The organism is Salinispora sp. H7-4 (genome assembly GCF_013416675.1).
GTDB classification, from domain to species: domain Bacteria; phylum Actinomycetota; class Actinomycetes; order Mycobacteriales; family Micromonosporaceae; genus Micromonospora; species Micromonospora vitiensis.
In genome coordinates this window covers 121,981-141,546 of record NZ_JABZED010000004.1, presented here as the reverse complement: position 1 = coordinate 141,546, position 19,566 = coordinate 121,981, and the positions used below count along the sequence as shown (strand labels likewise).

General features: G+C 69.2%; 19 protein-coding genes and 1 riboswitch. Of the genes, 8 read left to right on the top strand and 11 right to left on the bottom strand.

Annotation, left to right across the window (positions count from 1 at the left end):
- Positions 1 to 27: 27 nt before the first annotated feature.
- From H0524_RS05855 to H0524_RS05845, 3 genes are all read right to left on the bottom strand, one after another.
- Positions 28 to 1,659: a GMC oxidoreductase gene (locus H0524_RS05855; protein WP_180197735.1), complete on the bottom strand. Its 1,632-nt coding sequence runs from the start codon at positions 1,657 to 1,659 to the stop codon at positions 28 to 30.
- A 392-nt stretch (positions 1,660 to 2,051) separates the two neighbouring features.
- Positions 2,052 to 3,191: an acyl-CoA dehydrogenase family protein gene (locus H0524_RS05850; protein ID WP_180197734.1), complete on the bottom strand. Its 1,140-nt coding sequence runs from the start codon at positions 3,189 to 3,191 to the stop codon at positions 2,052 to 2,054.
- A gap of 2 nt (positions 3,192 to 3,193) precedes the next feature.
- Positions 3,194 to 4,393, bottom strand: a complete 1,200-nt coding sequence (locus tag H0524_RS05845; protein WP_180197733.1) for an acyl-CoA dehydrogenase family protein — start codon at positions 4,391 to 4,393, stop codon at positions 3,194 to 3,196.
- A 58-nt stretch (positions 4,394 to 4,451) separates the two neighbouring features.
- Here H0524_RS05845 and H0524_RS05840 point away from each other — a divergent pair, with 58 nt between their 5' ends.
- Positions 4,452 to 5,585 (top strand): acetyl-CoA C-acetyltransferase, encoded by a 1,134-nt coding sequence (locus H0524_RS05840; protein ID WP_180197732.1) that lies wholly within the window; start codon positions 4,452 to 4,454, stop codon positions 5,583 to 5,585.
- Here H0524_RS05840 and H0524_RS05835 read toward each other — a convergent pair.
- From H0524_RS05835 to H0524_RS05820, 4 genes are read right to left on the bottom strand one after another with little or no spacing between them, the layout of a single operon-like run.
- The gene (locus H0524_RS05835) at positions 5,569 to 6,657 is read right to left on the bottom strand and encodes a nitronate monooxygenase family protein (protein ID WP_255435811.1); all 1,089 of its coding nucleotides are present in this window, start codon (positions 6,655 to 6,657) and stop codon (positions 5,569 to 5,571) included. The genes H0524_RS05840 and H0524_RS05835 overlap by 17 nt on opposite strands.
- Positions 6,658 to 6,682: 25 nt before the next feature.
- A complete protein-coding gene (locus H0524_RS05830) occupies positions 6,683 to 7,414 on the bottom strand; it encodes a CoA-transferase (RefSeq protein ID WP_180197730.1) in 732 nt (243 codons plus the stop codon).
- Positions 7,411 to 8,253: a CoA transferase subunit A gene (locus H0524_RS05825; RefSeq protein WP_180197729.1), complete on the bottom strand. Its 843-nt coding sequence runs from the start codon at positions 8,251 to 8,253 to the stop codon at positions 7,411 to 7,413. The genes H0524_RS05830 and H0524_RS05825 overlap by 4 nt, the downstream gene beginning before the upstream one ends.
- A 29-nt stretch (positions 8,254 to 8,282) precedes the next feature.
- Positions 8,283 to 9,029 carry an enoyl-CoA hydratase family protein gene (locus tag H0524_RS05820; RefSeq protein ID WP_180197802.1) on the bottom strand — a complete coding sequence of 249 codons (747 nt, stop codon included), beginning with the start codon at positions 9,027 to 9,029 and terminating at the stop codon, positions 8,283 to 8,285.
- A gap of 253 nt (positions 9,030 to 9,282) precedes the next feature.
- On the opposite strand from H0524_RS05820, the gene H0524_RS05815 reads away from it, so the two are divergent.
- On the top strand, positions 9,283 to 10,791 hold the full coding sequence (locus tag H0524_RS05815; RefSeq protein ID WP_180197728.1) for an aldehyde dehydrogenase: 1,509 nt from the start codon (positions 9,283 to 9,285) through the stop codon (positions 10,789 to 10,791).
- A gap of 122 nt (positions 10,792 to 10,913) precedes the next feature.
- On the opposite strand, the gene H0524_RS05810 is transcribed toward H0524_RS05815, so the two are convergent.
- Together H0524_RS05810 and H0524_RS05805 are read right to left on the bottom strand one after the other, a co-directional pair.
- The gene (locus tag H0524_RS05810; protein WP_180197727.1) at positions 10,914 to 11,840 is read right to left on the bottom strand and encodes an SDR family NAD(P)-dependent oxidoreductase; all 927 of its coding nucleotides are present in this window, start codon (positions 11,838 to 11,840) and stop codon (positions 10,914 to 10,916) included.
- A 75-nt stretch (positions 11,841 to 11,915) separates the two neighbouring features.
- Complete coding sequence (locus H0524_RS05805; RefSeq protein WP_180197726.1) at positions 11,916 to 12,590, bottom strand: TetR/AcrR family transcriptional regulator; 675 nt, start codon at positions 12,588 to 12,590, stop codon at positions 11,916 to 11,918.
- A gap of 100 nt (positions 12,591 to 12,690) precedes the next feature.
- Here H0524_RS05805 and H0524_RS05800 point away from each other — a divergent pair, with 100 nt between their 5' ends.
- The gene (locus H0524_RS05800; RefSeq protein ID WP_180197725.1) at positions 12,691 to 13,782 is read left to right on the top strand and encodes a Zn-dependent alcohol dehydrogenase; all 1,092 of its coding nucleotides are present in this window, start codon (positions 12,691 to 12,693) and stop codon (positions 13,780 to 13,782) included.
- Positions 13,783 to 13,887: 105 nt separating this feature from the next.
- Here the strand turns inward: H0524_RS05800 and H0524_RS05795 are convergent, their stop codons facing one another.
- Positions 13,888 to 14,913, bottom strand: a complete 1,026-nt coding sequence (locus H0524_RS05795) for an LLM class F420-dependent oxidoreductase (RefSeq protein WP_180197724.1) — start codon at positions 14,911 to 14,913, stop codon at positions 13,888 to 13,890.
- Positions 14,910 to 15,065, bottom strand: coding sequence for a hypothetical protein (locus H0524_RS05790; RefSeq protein WP_180197723.1), 156 nt, complete (start codon positions 15,063 to 15,065; stop codon positions 14,910 to 14,912). Before H0524_RS05790 ends, H0524_RS05795 begins: the two co-directional genes overlap by 4 nt.
- An 86-nt stretch (positions 15,066 to 15,151) precedes the next feature.
- Here H0524_RS05790 and H0524_RS05785 point away from each other — a divergent pair, with 86 nt between their 5' ends.
- The 5 genes from H0524_RS05785 to H0524_RS05765 all read left to right on the top strand — a co-directional run bounded on the left by H0524_RS05785 (position 15,152) and on the right by H0524_RS05765 (position 19,566).
- A complete protein-coding gene (locus H0524_RS05785; protein ID WP_180197722.1) occupies positions 15,152 to 15,715 on the top strand; it encodes a PadR family transcriptional regulator in 564 nt (187 codons plus the stop codon).
- Positions 15,716 to 15,865: 150 nt separating this feature from the next.
- Positions 15,866 to 17,458 (top strand): radical SAM protein, encoded by a 1,593-nt coding sequence (locus H0524_RS05780; RefSeq protein ID WP_180197721.1) that lies wholly within the window; start codon positions 15,866 to 15,868, stop codon positions 17,456 to 17,458.
- Positions 17,455 to 18,267 carry a class I SAM-dependent methyltransferase gene (locus H0524_RS05775; RefSeq protein ID WP_180197720.1) on the top strand — a complete coding sequence of 271 codons (813 nt, stop codon included), beginning with the start codon at positions 17,455 to 17,457 and terminating at the stop codon, positions 18,265 to 18,267. The genes H0524_RS05780 and H0524_RS05775 overlap by 4 nt, the downstream gene beginning before the upstream one ends.
- Positions 18,268 to 18,370: 103 nt before the next feature.
- Positions 18,371 to 18,543, top strand: a riboswitch (cobalamin riboswitch).
- 28 nt (positions 18,544 to 18,571) lie between these two features.
- Positions 18,572 to 19,252, top strand: coding sequence for an energy-coupling factor ABC transporter permease (locus tag H0524_RS05770; protein ID WP_180197719.1), 681 nt, complete (start codon positions 18,572 to 18,574; stop codon positions 19,250 to 19,252).
- Positions 19,249 to 19,566: an energy-coupling factor ABC transporter substrate-binding protein gene (locus H0524_RS05765; RefSeq protein WP_018215766.1), complete on the top strand. Its 318-nt coding sequence runs from the start codon at positions 19,249 to 19,251 to the stop codon at positions 19,564 to 19,566. Before H0524_RS05770 ends, H0524_RS05765 begins: the two co-directional genes overlap by 4 nt.

The window sequence follows — 19,566 nt, the reverse complement described above, 5'->3', positions numbered from 1 at the left end:
GGCACGCGGCCGGGCCCCCCGTACGGGTCAGGAGTGCTCAGCGAGGAACCGGTCCATGCAGCGTTCGGCGTTCGCCGTGATGGTCAGGGAAGGGTTAGCCAGGCAGGCCGTACCCGGCAGGATTGAGCCATCGATGCAGAAGAGGTTGGGGTAGTCGAGGCAACGACCGCCGAAGTCGGTCGCCTTACCCATGACCATGCCGCCCAACGGGTGCCAGGTGTTCGCCGCGCCGAGTCCGGTGCCGAGGTTCCGGGCATAGGTCGGCAGCCCGTTCAGGAGGTATCCCTTGCGACCCTCGGTCTCCCACCACAACCGGGTAACCAGGTCAACCGCCGCCTTCTCGCCGGTGGTCTCCAGCACCCCGTACGGCCAGTGCACCTTGCCGGCGCCGGTATCCGGGTCGTAGCGAATCTCGCCTCGTTCCGGAGCCATGGTGGTCACCAGGTGCGCCGTGGTGCGCGGCATCCAACGGGGAACCGGTGCCGCCTCCCACGCCATCGAGGTGGGTGCGTACGGGTTGTCCTCGTCGATGTACTTGACGCTACCCGGACCGCCCTGGGCGTGGCCGACGTCCTTTCGTAGGTTGACCCGGGTCACCAGGAAGTCGCCGTTGTTGCCCCAGCCCTTACCCACCTCCTGGTTGACCAGGCGGGGAAGCCCGCCCTTGGCCCGGGAGGTGAGCAGCAGCGAGGTGGTGTAGACGGAGCCGGCCGCCATGAACAGGTAGTCACAGACGAAGGTCTTGGTGGAGAGGACCGTGCCGTGCTCGTCGATCTGTCGGCACCTGATCTCGAACTTGTCCTGGCCGGACACCTCGTGAATTTCGGTGACCTCGTGCAACGCCAGGGTGGTCACGTTGCCGGTCGCGGTGGCCCAGGCGAGGTAGTTGCGGTCCACGCTGTTCTTCGCCCCGGAGTTGCTGCCGTACGGGCCCTCGCCGATCGTGTGGCAGGGCACGGCGTCACCGGCGAGTTCGGCGCGGACCACGTCCCAATCCACGGCGAACGGGATGGGGAGGGGGGTCTGCCTGAACTCCGACAGGTATTCCAGCCAGGCTCGGGCCGCCCGGTAGGGACCGCTGTTCTGGACGTCCTCGGGGATCGGCGCGGCGCCGAGGCGTTGCCGAGCCCGGGGCCAGTAGACATTGTTCATCTCGTCGTAGCCGACCTCGGTCGGGTACACCTGCTCCCACTCGCTGCGTCGCGGCTGCGGTAGGAACATCCCGATGGCGAGGGAGCCCCCGCCAACTCCGGTTCCGCTCAGCACCGAGATTCCATCTCCCTCGTGGCGGGCGATCAACCCAGCACGTTTCTCGATTGTCGAGCCGAGGTTGAGGCCCAGTGGTGGGGTGTCCAGGAACCAGCCACACCGCCAGTCCGGCTCATTGATGCTGCAGAACGTGGTGCCGGAGCCGTCCACATCCCAGCGGCGACCACGCTCCAGCACGGTGGTGGCCACTCCGGCCTGGCCGAGTCGGTAGGCGGCGACCGCCCCGCCGAAGCCACTTCCAATGACCACGGCGGTCTTTCCGGCCAACGCGGGTACCGGACCACCCGCCTGGGCCGCCTGGTGCCCCAAAGCGGCCCCGGCGACGGCGGCGCCGGCGCCGAGCGTGGTGGCCCGGAGTAGGCCACGTCGGGAAAGGTTTGTACCTGTCATGCTCGGCCCCTTCAATCGTTGGTCGTGATCGGTGTCCGATGCCCATTGGTTGCGTCGGGCGCGCGCCGACCGTCCTTCGGCTCAGGTCTCCCGCCTGGTGGTGACCGGCTCGCAGCTTCGATCGAGGTTGATCAATAGGCGGATGGCGGGATCGCCGGTGGCTGGCGGCCGACCGCATCCGTGGCGATCGCCGTCCGGGTCAACCCGGTCGCGGCGGTCACCACCAATCAGGTCGGAGGGGGAGTGGTTCTCGGGGTTGCGTCGAGGGCCCCGTGTGCCAACTCCCATTAAATCCATGTTTGTCAATCTATGGTGTGTTCTCCGTGCCGTCAACGTCTCGAAGGTAGACCCGCGAGGCGGTTGGCTGCGGCCCGCCGTGCCGCCCTCCGGGTTCAGGCGGCGGCTGTTGACTCACCGGCCGAGCCATCGTGGTCTTCCCACTCGGTCGAGGTGAGGGCGGCCCCGATCGCCCGTAGTTGGGCGGTGGCACCGCCCAACCGGAACTCGTGGTGCTTCGCGGCAAGAAAATAGCGGTGGAGTTGGTGGTCAAGGTCGATTCCTACGCCACCGTGGAGGTGGACGGCGGTGTGCGCGACCCGGTGTCCGGCATCGGCGGCCCAGAACTTGGCCGTCGCCACCTCGGTGGGGCAGGGTAGCCCTTCGGCGAGCCGCCAAGCCGCCTGCCAGAGCGTGAGCCGGATCGCTTCAACATCGATGTAGGTGTCGGCGAGTCGCTGCGCCACCGCCTGGAAGGTGCCGATCGGGCGACCGAACTGGACCCGGTTTCGGACGTACTCCGCGGTCAACTCCAGCGCCCGCTCGGTCACCCCGAGCTGGAGGGCGCAGGATCCGATGGTGGCCCGGGTGGTGAGCCAGGCGGCGATGGCGCTGCCGTCCGCAACGGTGCCGAGCAGTCTTTCGTCGGGAAGAGCCACCCGGGCCAGGTCCAGCCAGCCAGCCCCCTCACCCCCCGCCACCTGCTGCGGCTCCACCGTAACCCCGGGGTCGTCGGGGCAGACGAGGAAGACCACGGTCGTACGGCCGAACTGGGCCGGGACCAGCACCAGGTCGGCGTCCGGCGCGGCCGGAACGGTCGTCTTCGTCCCGGTCAACACCCAACGGCCGGCGACGCGCTCGGCACCTACCTCACCCTCCGTGAGGGCGGCGGTCAGGACAATGGTCCCCTCCCGGGCTGGAGTGACCCACCGAGTGACCTGCTGGTCGTCACCGAAGGTGGCCAGTCCGGCCGCCGCCGTCACGATGCTGGACAGGTAGGGCACGGGGGCGACGCTCCGGCCCACCTCGACCAGAACGCCGCACTGCTCCATCAGGCCCAGCCCGTCACCACCCGCCCGGTGGGGCAGCGCGGCGGCGAGCACCCCCGCCGTGGCGAGTTCCCGCCAGAGTGGTCGGTCCAGGTAGGTGTCCTTCGCCTCGAGGTCCCGGAGCCGGTCCGTGGTGACCTGGTCGGTGAGGATCTGCCGGGTCAGCCGGGCGAGGTCGCGGTGGCTCTCGCTTGGGGCGAATCTCATGACTACTCCTGCCGTTGGGTGCGCCGACGGGCCGCTGGCAGACCCAGGCCGACGGTGGCGATGATGTCTCGCTGCACCTCGTTGGTGCCGCCGCCGAAGGTGAGGATCAGGGCGGAGCGATGCAACCCCTCCACCCGCCCGCGCAGCAAGGCACCGCGGGACCCCTGCCGTACCGCCGCGTTCGTGCCGAGCACCTCCATGAGCAGCCGGTACGCTTCGATGGCGAATTCGGTTCCGTAGACCTTGGTAGCCGAGGCGGCGGCCGGGTCGAGGCCGCTGGCGGACTCGGCGGCGAGTCGCCAGTTGTAGACCTTGAGGAACTCTGCCTTGGCGTGCACCCGGGCCAGGTGCAGCTGGACCCACTCCTGGTCGATGACCCGTTTCCCGCCCGGCAGGGTGGTGGCCTGGGCCCAGTCCCGCACCTCCCGTAACGCGTGTCGGATCGGGGCGGCCGAGGTGAGCGCGACCCGCTCGTGGTTGAGCTGGTTGGTGATCAGCGGCCAGCCCTGGTTCTCCGCGCCCACCAGCGCGGAGCGCGGTACCCGGACGTCGGTGTAGTAGGTGGCGCTGGTGGTCGGCCCGGCGACGGTGCGCACCGGAGTCCACGAGAAGCCCGGCGAGTCGGTCGGCACGATGAGGATTGACAGACCCTTGTGCCGGGGGGCCTCCGGTGCCGTGCGGCAGGCCAGCCAGACGTAGTCCGCGTACTGGATGAGGCTGGTCCACATCTTCTGGCCGTTGACCAGATAGCTCTCACCGTCGTGGACCGCGGTGGTGCGCAGGGCGGCCAGGTCGGTGCCCGCCTCCGGTTCGGAGTAGCCGATCGAGAAGTGCAGCTCGCCGGCGGCGATCCGGGGCAGGTACTCGGCGCGTTGCCGCTCGGTGCCGAAGCGCATCAGCGTCGGTCCGATGGTGTTGATGGTCAGGAACGGAACCGGCACGCCCGTGACCGCCGCCTCGTCGGTGAAGATGAGTTGATCCAGCATGGACCGGTCCCCGCCGCCGTACTCCCGGGGCCAGCCGAGCGTCAGCCAGCCATCCTGGCCCAGGCGTCGCACGATGTCGCGGTAGACCTTGCCGTCTCCATACTCGCCATCGGTCATGGCGAGTGCCTCGCGGACTTCGGGGCTCATCAGCTCGGCGAAGTACGCGCGCAGTCGGGAACGGAGTTGTTGTTGTTCGACCGAGTAGGAGAGGTGCATAGCGCTGCCCCATTCGGCTAGATTTAGAACGCGTTCTAGCATAACGGAGGAGGCTCGGATGAGCGAGGCATACCTTGTCGACGCGGTGCGCAGCCCGGTGGGGCGGCGCGGTGGTGGGCTGGCCGAGGTGCACCCCGCAGACCTCGGTGGTCAGGTCATCGCGTCCCTACTGGACCGGGTGGGGGTTGACCCTGCCGCGATTGATGACGTTGTGTTCGGCTGCGTGGACACCCTCGGGCCCCAGTCCGGTGACATCGCCCGGACGGCTTGGCTGGCGGCTGGCCTACCGGAGGAGGTGCCCGGGGTGACCGTCGACCGACAGTGTGGCTCGTCCCAGCAGGCGGTGCACTTCGCCGCCCAGGCCGTCCTGGCCGGCACCGCAGACCTGGTGGTCGCCGGTGGCGTGCAGAGCATGAGTCAGGTGCCGATCGCGAGTGCGATGGCCCCGCACGGCCCGTACGCCGGCTCCGTCGGGTGGGCGGCTCGCTATGGGGAGGAAGAGATCTCCCAGTTCCGCAGCGCAGACCTCATCGCCGCCCGGTGGGGGATCACTCGTCCCGAGATGGAACAGTACGCGTTGCTCAGTCACGAGCGGGCGGTCCGCGCCCGGGAGGCGGGACGGTTCGCCGCTGAGATCGTGCCCTGTGCCGGCAGTACGGTCGACGAGTGCCCGCGACCGGATACCTCCCTGGCGGCGATGGCCACCCTTGCCCCGCTACGTCCCGACGGGACGACCACCGCGGCGCTCGCCAGCCAACTCGCCGACGCGGCCAGCGTCGTGCTGGTCGCCTCCGAGCGGGGACTCCGGCTGCACGGGCTGTCGCCCCGGGCCCGCGTCCACCATCTCAGCGCCCGGGGCGACGACCCGGTGCTGATGCTGACCGCGCCGATCCGGGCAACCGAGGTCGCGTTGCGGCGGGCCGGGATGACGCTCGACCAGATTGACCTGATCGAGATCAACGAGGCGTTCGCCAGTGTGGTGCTCGCCTGGCTGCGGGAAACCGGCGCGGAGCTGGATCGGGTCAATGTCAACGGTGGGGCGATCGCCCTTGGGCATCCGCTCGGTGCGACCGGCGCGCGGCTGATGACCACCCTGCTGCACGAGTTGGACCGCTCCGGCGGTCGGTATGGGTTGCAGACGATGTGCGAGGGGGGTGGCCAGGCGAACGTCACCATCATTGAGCGGTTGTAAGCCGGGATAGGCAGCCATCTGCCTCGGCCATGATCCGGTCGATGAGCTCCGCGCACGAGGGCAGGTCGTCGATGAGCCCCACCACCTGCCCGGCGGACATCACCCCGAGGTCGGCTCGGCCGTCCACCATCGCCGCGCGAAGTAGCACCGGGGTGTTGGCAGCCATCAGCGTCTGGGACCAGGAGAGTTCGCGGCTGCGCCGGGCGGCGAAGCCGTCCCGAATCAGCGTCGACCACGGCATCGCGGTGCGTCGGCGCAACGCGAGGGCCCGCCCGAACGCGTTGGCCAGGGTGCTGATCCGTCCCGATCGTTCGAGCCGGTCCACGAACCGGGTTCGGAGGACCCGGTGCGGTACACCGTCGACCTGCGTGGTGACCACGGTGTCGGTGGGGCCGCTGTCGAGATAGGTCTGTTTCACTGCCGAGCCGACCGGGCTGTCGCTGGTCAACAGGAACCGGGTACCCATGGCGATTCCCGCCGCGCCGTAGGCGAGGGCGGAGACCAGGCCGCGGCCGTCAAAGAAGCCGCCCGCCGCGACCACCGGTATGTCGACCGCGTCCACCACCTGGGGCAGGAGCAGGCTGGTGGGCACCGGCCCCGTGTGCCCACCACCCTCGCCCCCCTGGACCAGGACGGCGTCCGCCCCCCAACCGGCCACCTTCTCCGCGTGCCGGAGGGCGCCGACGGACGGGATCGTGATCACCCCGGCGTCGCGGAGCCGGCTGATGAGGTCGCGGCGCGGCGCGAGCGCGAACGAGACGACCCGGACCGACTCCGCGATGACCAACTCGACCCGCTCCCGCACGTCCGTTGCGTCCGCGCGCAGGTTGACCCCGAATGGCGCGGAGGTACACCGACGCACCTCGTGGATCGCGGAACGCAACTCGTCGAGGTTCATCGTGGCCGAGGCGATGATGCCGAGGCCGCCGGCCCGGGCTGTCGCCGCGGTCAACCGGGCACCGGAGACATAGCCCATGCCGGTCTGCACGATGGGGTACCGAACGCCGACCAACTCGGTCAACTGGGTGCGCAGTGCCGGGTGCATGGTGGTCTCCCTGTCGTTACCGGGCAGGAACAGCCGGACGGGCGTCGGGGATTCACCGACCCAACTCGTGATCTCGTAACCCGGCCGGATCCAGTCGATCGCGGATGAGTCGCAGCTCGTGATCGCTGGGGGTCCTGGTCGCCGGGATGTGATCCGGCAGCTGCAACGGGAAGCCGGTTGCGGCCACGACCTCGTCCACGCTGACGCCGGGGTGTACGGAGCGCAACCGCATCCCCCGATCTGGGGACTGGAAGTCGAGGACCGCCTTGTCCGTCACCACCATGCGGATCTCGTGGAACCGGTTGCCCGGAGGACCGAGGGCGGCGGCCTGGTCGTAGCCGATGCCGCAGACCACGTCGACCCGGTCCACGAAGACCCGTCGGGTGTGGCGGGGCACCCAGTAGCTGGTGGGATGGTTGATGGTGTTGCCCGGGGCGCCGCGTACCCCGAGCAGCTGGGTGGTGGGCTGTGCCCAGGAGCCGATGCAGGAGATGTTCTGGTTGCCGTACCGGTCCAGCTGGCTTGCCCCCATCATCATGTGGCGACGACCGGCAGCGGCGATGCCGAGCACCGCACGGTAGGGCAGCCACCCCTCGGCCCCGTCGTCGCCGACCAGCCCGGCCTCGCCGTCGCTGAGCACCAGGTCGGGAGCGAAGGTCCGGCGGGCCAACTGGGCGGCCAGACGGGGGATCAGTCCGATGGAGCTGGCCAGGATCTCGCCGTCGCCCCGCCATGCCTCGGCGCAGGCGACGATGCAGACCTCGACCCGGCTGGCCCCGGTCACGACACGGCTCGCTGGTAGTGGGCCTCATCCGCATCGAGGTAACGAGCCCGGAATCGGTCCCAGGCCTGCGGGCTGGCAGCGGATTCCGCGTACTCACGCTGGAACGCCTCGTCGCGGTCGTAGTCCGGCACGCAGCTGGTGAAGTGCGCGCCATGCGGGGTCTCGAGGACGCCGTTGACCATCATGCGGCTGATCAGGAGGCTCTGCGCCGGGCCGCCGGAGCGTAGCTCGACCGGGTCGACCAACCGCTCGCAGGAGATGAAGCTCCGGGCAGCGGCGAGGCAGAAGAGATCGTCGAAGTACGGGTCCGGGCCCAGGTACTGACCATTGCCCTGACGGTCGGCCCGGTTCAGGTGTACGAACGCAACATCCAGGGTGAGGGCCGGCATCGCCACCAGCTCCTCGCCGTCGGAGTAGGGGGACCGCACCGTACGGAGTTCAGGGTTTATCCGCAGGACATCGGAGCCCAGCCCGGCGCGGATCGGCAGGTAGGGAAGTCGTCGCGCGGCGGCGAGCAGCCCCCAGTGCAGCATTCCCTCGTCCAGCTCGGTCAGCTCGACGGCACCCAGCTGCCGGGCTCGCCGAAAGTGGGGCTCGAGGGGGATGCTGTCGAGGGAGACGAACCCGGTCACCACTCGCCGCACCCGCCCCGCCGCCACCAACAGGCCGATGTCGGGTCCGCCATAGGACACGATGGTGAGATCGGTGAGGGCGGACCGGGCGATGGCGCGGACCAGCGCCATCGGCTTCCGTCGGGACCCCCAACCCCCGATGCCGATCGTCATGCCGGAGCGCAGCTCGCCGACTGCCTCCGCGATGCTCACTACCTTGTCGGCCATGGGTCAGGCCACCCTCCCTCGTCGATCGGTCAGTGCTTGCCTCGGTCGAAGAAGCTCTGTCTCGCCTGGTCGGAAACGCCCGCGAGGCTCAGCTCGTAGGTGAAGCCCTGCTCGTAGCGGTAGGACCGGCGGAGGTCGATGGGGTCGATCCCGTTGAGTGACTCCTTTGCCCGACGAATGATGACTGGGTCCTTGGCCGCGATCTCCTCGGCGACCCGGCGAGCCGTGGCCGCCAGTTGCTCCCGTGGCACCACGTCGAGCACCGACCCGAAGTCCCGCAGCTCCGGTGCGGTGATCTGCCGGCAGGTGTAGACCATCGCCCGCATGAGTTGTTGCGGCACCAGCCGGGACAGGTGCGTCGCTGCGCCCAAGGCACCCCGGTCCACCTCTGGTAGACCGAAGGTGGCATCGTCGGCGGCCACCACGATGTCGGCGGTGCCGGCGAGGCCGACACCGCCACCGAGGCAGAAGCCGTGGACGGCTGCCACGACCGGCACCGGACACTCGTAGACGGCGGCGAAGGCGGCATAGCAGCCCCGGTTGACGCCGATCAGCGCCGCGTGGTCGGTACTGTGCTGGAGCTCCTTGAGATCCACACCGGCGCAGAATCCTCGCCCCTCGGCGCTGAGGATCACGGCCGCCACAGTGGGGCTGGCAGCAGCGGTGTGGATGGCGTCGGCCAATGCGAACCAGTCGTCGCCCGCCAGGGCGTTGACCGGGGGGATGGCGATGACCACCTCGCTGATCCGTTCGTCGCCGCGAATGTCGATGCCCATCGTTGATGCCTCCAGCTCCACCGGCTGCTCCGTAACGGATTCCACCGTCTGCTCCGAACGGAAAGCGACACGCACGGCCAGCCCCCGAACGCCGCCCAGACAGCTGCCACGAACCTAGCGCTTGCTTGGCGGAATCTATCACGAAGCCGAGCTGTGTATCGATGCCTCACCCGGAGCCTGGCAGCGCCCACGGGTTCGGCGTATCCTGCCGAGAAATAGAACAGGTTATACCTGATTGCTGTGGAGGGTGGGCATGGTTCTCTCGATTAAGTCACGACGGGACGCGGTGGGACTGACCCGGGGGGAACTGCTCCTCGCCGGTGACTGGCGGCCGTCGCGGGATGACCGGACCTGGGTGCACCTGCATCCGGCGACGGGTGAGGAGGTGGGGAAGTTCGCGGTCGCGGACGCCGTCGACGTGGACATCGCCGTCCGAGCCGCCCGAACTGCGTTCGACGAGGGGCCCTGGCCCCACAGCCGGGCGAAGGAGCGCATCCGGGTGCTGCGGCGGACCGCTGACCTCATCCGGGAGCACGCCGACGAACTGCTTGCGCTCCAGGCGCTCGACAACAGTGTTCCGTTGAGCTTTGGTGACGCCTATGCGGTGTCGGCCGAGTGCGCGGCCGACATCTTTGATCATCACGCTGGCTGGGTCGACAAACTCGCTGGCGAGACGCTGCCGCCCTACCAGGGGGGTGACCACATGGTGTTCACCCTGCGCGAGCCGATCGGGGTGGTGGCGGCGGTCATCCCGTGGAATGCGCCCCTCCTGCTGGCGGCGCAGAAGCTTGCGCCGGCGTTGGCCACCGGATGCACCGTGGTGCTGAAGCCGTCGGAGTACGCCACCTTCGCCGTACTGCGACTGGTGCGGATTCTCGAGGAGGCCGGCGTTCCTCCGGGCGTGCTCAACGTGGTGACCGGTCCCGGGGAGACCACCGGCGAGGCGCTGGTCACCCACCCGCTGGTAGACAAGATCACCTTTACCGGCAGCCGTGGTGTGGGCCGGCGCATCCTGCATGCTGCGGCGGACAGGATCACCAGGGTGAGTCTGGAGCTCGGGGGAAAGAGCCCATCGATTGTCTTCGCCGATGCCGACATCTACGCCGCGGCGGCCCTGACGATGGGAACAGTCACGGTGGGACTGTCGGGCCAGGTCTGTGTGGCCCACACTCGAGCGCTGGTCCAGCGGGAGGTCTACGACGACTTCCTCTCAATCGCCGCCGGTGCGACCGCCCTGGTGAACTACGGAGATCCCTTCGACGCCGAGACCACCGCCTCTCCGCTGATCAACACACGGCAGCTGGACCGCGTGCTCGGCTATGTCGGGAAGGGGCAGGAGGAGGGGGCCCGCCTGGTCTGCGGTGGTGAACGGGTTGGTGGAGAGCTGGCTGCCGGCAACTTCGTGACGCCGGCGCTCTTCGCCGACGTGACCAGCGACATGACCATCGCCCGGGAGGAGATCTTCGGCCCGGTGCTCGGGGTGACGCCGTTCACCGACGAGCAGGAGGCGGTACGCCTGGCGAACGACACCGAGTACGGACTCGCCGCCACGGTGTGGACCAGCGATGTGAAGCGGGCCATGCGGCTGACCCGAGCCGTGCGGGCCGGAACCGTCGGCGTCAATGGTTACCAGGTAGAGCCCCATGCGGCCTTTGGCGGATTCGGCCAGTCCGGTCTCGGGCGAGAGGGCGGGCGCGTCTCGGCGGAGGCATTCACCGAGGTGAAGGCCGTCCTCCTGCCCACCACGGATGAGCTCATGTAGGTGGTGGTCGTCGTCGCCGACCCGGCGTGGTGTCCCGGTCGGCGACCGGCGACCGGCGGCAGTTGCGGCGGCAGGGCGGCGGCGACCATCGATCGCCGCCGCCCTGCCGCACCCGGGGTTGGCTACCGGCTCTCGCCGAAGGTGGTCGCCGCCAGCGGCAGGGTGGCCTCGCTGGCGTAGCCCGTTCCGGATGCCTGCTCGCCGAAGAGGGGCCCCATGGCGTCGTGGAGGGCGGTGGGCGACCAGGACTTGCCATCGGTGTGGAAACTTGCGCGCACGGTGGGTGGGGCCAGCACCGCGGCCACGCCTCCGTGGATCACGAAGACCTCGCCGTTGATCGGACCTCCGGCCGGGCTCGCGAGGTACCGCACGAGCGGTGCGACGTGCGTTGGGGACAACGGATCGGTCGCATCCTCGGGGGAAGGTCCCATGAGCTCGCTGGTCATCGCCGTGCGCGCTCGCGGGCAGATGGCGTTGGCCCGGACGCCGTACCGGGCACAGCTTCGCGCGGTCGCGACGGTGAGTGCCACAACGCCGGCTTTCGCCGCGGCGTAGTTCGGCTGGCCGGGCGAGCCGAGGAGAAACGCCTCCGAGGAGGTGTTGATGATCCGGCCGTACACCGGGGTGCCGAGTGCCTTGCTGCGTTCGCGCCAGTAGGCGGTGGCGAAGCGGGTGGTGACGAAGTGGCCCCGCAGGTGCACCCGCAGGACAAGGTCCCACTCCTGCGCCGACATCGTGAAGACCATCCGATCGCGGAGGACGCCGGCGTTGTTCACCAGGATGTCCAGCCGGCCGTACGTGTCGAGGGCGGTTTTCAGGAGAGACTCACCGGTGGACCAGTCGCCGATGTCACCGGTGCACACCGTCGCCTCGCCGCCCGCCGCGGTGATCTCGGCGGCCACCGTCGTGACGGCATCGCCGGGAAGGTCGTTGAGGATGAGCCGGGCTCCGCCTGCCGCCAGCTCGAGGGCTTCTGCGCGCCCCAAACCGTTACCGGCCCCGGTCACGATCGCGACCGTGCCGTCCAGTGTGAACTGCTGATCTGTCATTGGTGCTCCCTCGTCCGCGGGCAGTCGTAGCTCCGCCGGGCACATTGGTTGACCAATCGCTTGCTTGGGAGCGTATCAGCTTCGCGTTGGCTTCGCCCGGGGAGAGCGATCCCTCGGTGACCCCCCAGTCGACCTGCTCTCCGGAGCGAGAATTCCGTCGAATATCAGGCGCAGGACCGCGTCGGCGATCTGGTCGGCATTCCAGCCGTTGCTGCCGTTCTGCCCCCACCGCGTCGGTATCCACAACACGTCCCGCAGCAGCCGGTAGGTCAGCTTGGTGTCCAGATCGGAGCGGAAAAGTCCACTCTGCTTCCCCCGCTCCAACTGGTCTACCCAGAGGCGTTCGATCTCCCGGGTGGCGTCGCGCAGATAGTCGAAGCGGGGTACGGAGCGGAAGTGGTTCCAGTCGTTCTGCAGCATGGTCAGGGCGGCGCGATGTCGGGCCAGCGTCGCCGCGCTGGAGCGTACGAACTGCTCGATCGTGCGGCGTGGGTCGTCCGTGTCGGCGATCGCCTCGCGGTAGCCGGTGAGCACCTCGTTGAGGAAACCGGAGAGGAGTTCGTCCCCGATCGACTCCTTGGAGTCGAAGTGGTGGTAGAGGCTGCCGGAGAGGATTCCGGCCGCGTCGGCGATCTCCCGCACGGTGGTGGCTCGGAAGCCCTTCTCGGCGAACAGTTCCCCGGCCAGGCGTACGAGGTGGGTGCGACGCTCCGACGGCAGGCCCGCGCTGCTGGCTTTCTTTGTGGTCACGGGTCGAATTATGCCGGTCGCCCCGGCTGCGCCCCAGCCGCTTGCCCGGGCCCTTGTCAAGCCCTAGGCTAGAACAGGTTTCACTTTTGGAGGTGATTTCGTGAGGGCGGCGATCTTTCACACGGTGGGTGACGACAAGGTCGAGATTCGCGATGACGTGACGGTGCTCGGGCCGGGCGCGGGGGAGGTCCGGATCCGGGTTCGAGCGGCCGGGGTGTGTCACTCCGACCGCTCAACGCGCGAGGGGGTGCTGCCACACCCGATGCCCGTGGTGCTGGGGCACGAGGCATCCGGCGATGTCATCGCGATCGGCGATGGCGTGGAGGACCTGGCCGAGGGGGACCGGGTCGTGGTCAACTGGCTACCCGCGTGTGGGTCCTGCTCCTCCTGCGCGCGCGGGGAGCCCTACCTGTGCTTGACCAATGTGCTGGCCGGCTACGCCCAGCCGCGTTTCCTGGCCGGCGAGACCCCGGTCTTCGCGATGGCCGGGTGCGGCGCCTTCGCCGAGGAGATCGTTATTCCCCGTGCCGGCGCCGTGAAGGTGGCCCCCGATGTGCCGTACGAGGTGGCCGCGCTGGTCGGCTGTGGCGTGATGACCGGCGTCGGCGCCGTGATCAACACGGCCCGGGTCGAGCCCGGTGCCGCCGTCGCGGTGATCGGCTGCGGCGGCGTGGGTATTGCGGCGATCCAGGGCGCGCGGCTCGCTGGCGCCGCCGTCATCGTCGCGGTCGACACGGTCGAGGCCAAGCAGCAGACCGCGCTGCGGTTCGGGGCAACCCACGGGTGTGGCCCGGAGGCTTTGGGTGAGCTGTCGGCTCAGCTCACCGATGGTGAGGGCTTCGACACCGTCTTCGACGTGGTGGCGGTGCCGCAGACGCTGCGTGCGGCGTGGACTGAGGCACGTCGGGGTGGGGCGGTGGTGGTCGTGGGTGCCGGTCGTTCCGATCAGCAGGTCACGTTCAGTCCCTTCGAGCTGTTGTTCGAGGGGAAGAGCATCACTTCCTCGCTCTACGGTGCGTCGCAGGCGCCGCGAGACTTCGACCGGATGTTTGACCTCTGGCGGGCTGGCCGACTCGACCTGAGTTCGATGATTACGCACCGGCTGCGACTGGAGGAGGTCGGGGATGCCCTCGCCGCTCTCGGTCGCGGCGACGTGATTCGGCAGGTCATCTGCTACGACGGCGCCAGTTGAGCCGCCGGTGTGATTGACTCGGCGACTCCGGTGGCCCACCGCCGCGGCGGCGCGGGCCGCAGCTAGGTGGGCCAACCGGGGTCGGGCGATCGGCTGGACGAGTGCTCAGCCCACCACTTCAGCGATCTGGCGTAGCTGCTGGGCGTTGCCCTGGACCAGCAGCGTCGTGACCACCGTCTCGCGCCACCGCTGCAGCTCATCGCGGACCTTGGCGACCGGGCCGATCAGGGCGATGTCCTCCACCAGCGCGGTCGGCACGGCGGCGGTGGCCCGCTTCTTGTCGCCCGCCAGGTACGCCTCGGTGATAACGTCGCACTCCTTCTCGTAGCCGAGGCGGGCGAAGACATCCCGGTGGAAGTTGACTGACTTGGCTCCCATGCCGCCCACGTAGAGCGCGACGAAGGGTCGGAGCCGATCCGCCGCCCGCTCGATGTCGTCGTGGACGACGATCGGTACGGTCGCGGCGACCTCGAATGTGTCCAGGTCACGGCGGGCGCCAGGGCGGGCGAAGCCCTCGGTCAGCGCGGCCCGGTAGAAGCTGTCCGCCTTGGGGGAGAAGAAGATCGGTAGCCAGCCGTCGGCGATCTCGGCGGCCAGGGCGACGTTCTTCGGCCCCTCGGCGCCGAGGAAGATCGGGATGTCGGCGCGTAGCGGGTGGACGGTGGACTTCAGCGGCTTACCCAGCCCGGTGCCGCCGCGATGCGGTAGTTGGAAGAAGTCGCCGTCGTAGGTGACCGGTTCGGACCGGGCGAGGACGGCACGGATGATTTCGATGTACTCCCGGGTGCGGGCCAGCGGTCGCGGATAGGGCTGGCCGTACCACCCCTCCACGACCTGCGGGCCGGACACGCCGAGCCCGAGGACGAAGCGGCCGCCGGAGAGGTGGTCGAGGGTGAGCGCGGCCATCGCCGCGGCGGTCGGAGTGCGGGCCGACATCTGCATGATGTTGGTGCCTAGGCGGACGGTGGAGGTGCTCGCTCCCCACCACGCGAGTGGGGTGAGGCAGTCCGATCCGTACGCCTCGGCGGCCCAGACGGAGTCGAAGCCGAGTCGGTCGGCCTCGGCGATGGCCGCCGTGACGCCCTCGGGCGGCCCGGAGGACCAGTAGCCGGTCGTGTAGCCAAGCTTCATGGGGGTGTCCTTCCAGGTCCCCGGGAGTCCCGGGTGCGGGGGAAGCCGGTGGGGGCCGTCTCGCTCCGCGTGGTGACGGTGGGCAGGGTGCCGCTGGGCAGGATCGACGGTCGGGAGGACTGCCGCCGGTAATCCACAACAGGAATAGTCATATCATTGAGTATGGTTCGGGGGAAGGGTCGGCGAGGCGGTGCCGGCCCGCCGAACTCCGTCCTCACCCGGAGCGGGAGGTGTGGCCATGGCGCTGCGGCACGCGGTGTTGGCGGTGCTGCTCGATGGGGAGTACAGCGGCTACCAGCTGGCCAAAATCTTCGATGTTTCCTGCTCCAACTTCTGGTACGCGGTGCCCCAGCAGCTCTACGCCGAGTTGACCAAGCTGGAACGGGCGGGGTTGATCACCGGTCGTCAGGTCATCCAGCACGACCGCCCCAACAAACGGCTGTTCACGGTCACCCCCGCCGGCCTCGCCGAACTGGCCTCCTTCGCCGCCGTGCCGTCGAAGCCGTCGTCGACCCGGGAGGACCTGCTCGTCATGGTCCAGGCCGTGGACCGACTCGACCCGGCACCGGTCATCGCCCAGCTCGAGGAGCGGGCGGTCATCGCCGCCGCCAAGGTGGAACTCTTCGACCGGATGCTCCGGCAGTTGCGCGGTGACCTGACCGAGGAGACGTTCCTGCGCGAGAGCAACCGGATCGGACCGTACCTCACCTGCCTGCGGGGACGTCGCTTCGAGCAGGAAAATCGCGAATGGTGTGTGCAGGTTGCGGACCTGCTCCGCGCTCGTGCTCCAGTGCCGGGCTGACCTGCCAGTGTCGCGCTGACGTGCCGGTGCCGGGCTGCCCTCCGCCCGCCCGCCAGCACGGGGCGGGGCAGTGTCGGCCGGTCAGCCACGCCGGGCGGTATTCGACCAAGCCGGCGTGCCGGGGCAGTGCGGCGTGGAATGGTGAGAGCCATGAAGCGGGACCGGGATGAGGTGTTCGTCGAGTACACAAAGTCGATCTGCCCGGTCTGCAAGGTCGTCGTCGACGGACAGGTCAACCTCCGCGACGACAAGGTCTACCTGCGGAAGCGCTGTCCGGAGCACGGCCAGTTCGAGGCGCTGGTGTACGGCGACGCGCGGATGTACCTCGACAGCGCCCGTTTCAACAAGCCCGGCACGATCCCGCTGACCTTCCAGACCGAGGTGCGCGACGGCTGCCCGGCGGACTGTGGGCTGTGTCCGGAACACAAGCAGCACGCCTGTCTGGGCATTATCGAGGTCAACACCGGCTGTAACCTCGACTGCCCGATCTGCTTCGCCGACTCCGGTCACCAGCCCGACGGGTACGCCATCAGCCTCGCGCAGTGTGAGCGGATGCTCGACGTCTTCGTGGCGAGTGAGGGCGAGGCCGAGGTGGTGATGTTCTCCGGCGGAGAGCCCACCATCCACCGGCAGATCCTGGACTTCGTGGACGCCGCCCAGGCCCGCCCGATTCGGGCCGTCAACCTGAACACCAACGGAATTCGGCTCGCCAGCGACCGGAGGTTCGTGGCAGCGCTCGGCGAGCGGAACCGTCCCGACCGGGCGGTCAACATCTACCTGCAGTTCGACGGGTTCGACGAGCGGACACACCGGGAGATCCGGGGGCGGGACCTGCGTGAGATCAAGCAGCGCGCGTTGGACAACTGCGCCGAGGCCGGCCTCACCGTCACCCTGGTGGCCGCGGTCGAACGAGGGCTCAACGAGCACGAACTCGGCGCCATCATCAGCCACGGCCTGGCGCACCCGGCCGTGCGCAGCGTCTCGTTCCAGCCGGTCACCCACTCCGGCCGACACACGCCCTTCGACCCGCTGACCCGGCTGACCAACTCCGACATCATTCACCTCGTCGCGCGGCAGCGGCCCGACTGGTTCCGGGCCGAGGACTTCTTCCCGGTGCCGTGCTGCTTCCCGACCTGCCGGTCGATTACCTATCTGCTCACCTCGGGCACGCCCGGCGCCGAGGATTTCGCGGTGGTGCCGATTCCTCGGCTGCTCGATGTGGCAGACCATCTCGACTACGTCACCAACCGGGTGGTGCCGGACCCCGCTGTCCGGGAAGCGCTGGAGAAGCTGTGGTCGGCGTCGGCATTCATGGGCACCGACACGACCAACGTGCGCCTCGCCCAGACCGCCGCGGCGCTGGACTGTGCCGACGCCTGCGGCGTCAACCTACCCGAGGCGGTGGCGAACCTGACCGACCGGGCCTTCATGATCGTGATCCAGGACTTCCAGGACCCGTACACCCTCAATGTGCGGCAGCTGATGAAGTGTTGCGTCGAGGAGATCACCCCGGACGGCAGACTGATCCCGTTCTGCGCCTACAACTCGGTCGGCTACCGGGAACAGGTCCGCGAGCAGATGTCCGGGGTGCCGGTCGCCGACGTGGTGCCCAACGCACTCGCGCTGCGTTCGATGATCACCGACTCCCCGTACGGGTCGAAGGTCGCCCAGCGTTCCGACGGCGTCGCCGCCGAGCGGCGGGTGGCACCGGACGCCACCAACGTCGGGCGGCGGATCCGGTGACGGGGAGTGAGCCCGCAGCGGACCCGAAGGGCTGCTGCGCCGCGGTCTACGGTTCGGACCTGGTCGCCCTGCTCCTCGGCGAGGCATACCATCCCGGTGGTTCGTCGCTGACCCGCCGACTCGCCACCCGACTGGCCTTGACCGGCGGTGAACGCGTGCTCGATGTGGCGAGCGGACGGGGTACCAGCGCGCTGCTGCTGGCGTCCGAGTACGGCTGCACGGTGACCGGTGTGGACCTCGCCGGTCCCAACGTCGCGGCGGCCACCCGGGTGGCCCGGTCCGTTGGCCTCACCGACCAGGTGCGGTTTCGGCGGGGAGACGCCGAGCGGCTGGCTGTCGACTCGCACTCGGTTGAGGTGGTGGTCTGCGAATGCGCCTTCTGCACCTTCCCCGAAAAGCCCACCGCAGCGGGGGAACTGGCCCGGGTGCTGGTCCCGGGCGGGCAACTCGGGCTGGCCGATGTTGTCGCCGTCCCCGACCGGCTGCCCCCCGAACTGACCGGGTTGGGAGCGTGGATCGCCTGCGTTGCCGATGCGCGTCCCCTCGATGAGTACGTCGCCCTGCTGGCCGGCGCGGGGTTGACGACAACCCACACCGAACGGCACGACTCCGCGGTGACCACGATGATCGACCAGATCGAGGCGCGCCTGACCGTGCTGCGGATGACCGCCGCGGATCAGGCGGCGGCGCTCGGCCTGGACTTCGACCGGGCCCCGACGGTCTTGGCCGCGGCCCGGGCCGCGGTCACCGATGGTGTGCTCGGCTACGCCCTCCTGACGGCCAGGAAACCGGGAACCGGCCTGTGCTGAAGCTCTCGGCTCGTGGCGCAGCGTGGCGTTCGGTTCGCCGCAGCCGGCGGAGGCGGGTAGCGATTGGCGTGAATCGACAGCTTGCCGTCTGGGCGGGTGCCCGATAGCCTCTCGCCGTCAAGGTGCACGGGAAGCCGGTGGAAGACCGGCGCGGCCCTCGCCACTGTGACCGGGTAGTGATCTCTGACTGTGCCACTGGGCCCAACCAGGCCTGGGAAGGCTGGAGTGAACGTCGATCCGGAAGCCAGGAGACCGGCCTTGACACGGATCTCATCCACGAGGTGCTGGAAGGGAAGGTCATTCGATGCATATCGCCGAGGGGTATCTCCCTCCGGAACAGGCGGCGGCGTGGTTCGTCGTGTCCGCGCCATTCGTCGTACACGGGAGCCGGGCCCTGGTCCGGCAGGTCCGTGCAGATCCAGACTCGAAACTGCTGCTCGGCGCGGCCGGTGCCTTCACCTTCGCGCTGTCCGCATTGAAGATCCCGTCGGTGACCGGGTCGAGTTCCCACCCGACCGGCACCGGGCTGGGGGCGGTGCTGTTCCGACCGCCGGTGATGAGTGTGCTGGGCGGCATCGTGCTGCTGTTCCAGGCGCTGCTGCTGGCCCACGGCGGGCTGAGCACGCTGGGCGCGAACATCTTCTCGATGGCGATCGTCGGCCCGTGGGTGGCGTATGGGAGCTACACCATGGTCCGTCGTGCTGGCGGTGGACTGGGCCCGGCGGTGTTCGCCGCTGCGGCCCTGGGCAGCCTGGCGACGTACGGTGTCACCGTCGCCCAGCTGGCCCTGGCGTTCCCCGACCCGGTCGCCGGCGTCGGCGGTGCGCTGGCGAAGTTCGGCGGGATCTTCGCCGTGACCCAGATTCCACTGGCGATCAGCGAGGGACTGCTGACCGTTCTGGTGGTCCGCCTGCTGAGTCGGACCAGCGGGGATGACCTGCGTCGGCTCGGCCTGCTGCGCCCGGCGGCGGAGGTACGGGCATGAGGCGCTTCTCCTGGGTCAACCTGCTGTTGCTGCTCGCGGTGCTGCTCCTGGCGGTGGTGCCGCTGGCGTTCGGCCTCGGGTCGGGGGAGGAACCCTTCTCCGGCGCGGACGCCCTCGCCGAACAGGCCATCGTCGACGATCATCCGGACTACCAGCCGTGGTTCTCGCCGATCTACGAGCCGCCGTCGGCCGAGCTGGAGTCGGCGTTCTTCGCCCTCCAGGCTGCGCTCGGCGCCGGCCTGCTCGGCTACTACTTCGGTGTTGCCCGGACCCGGCAGCGGCAGCGCGACGCTGTCGATCGGCAGCGCGGTTAG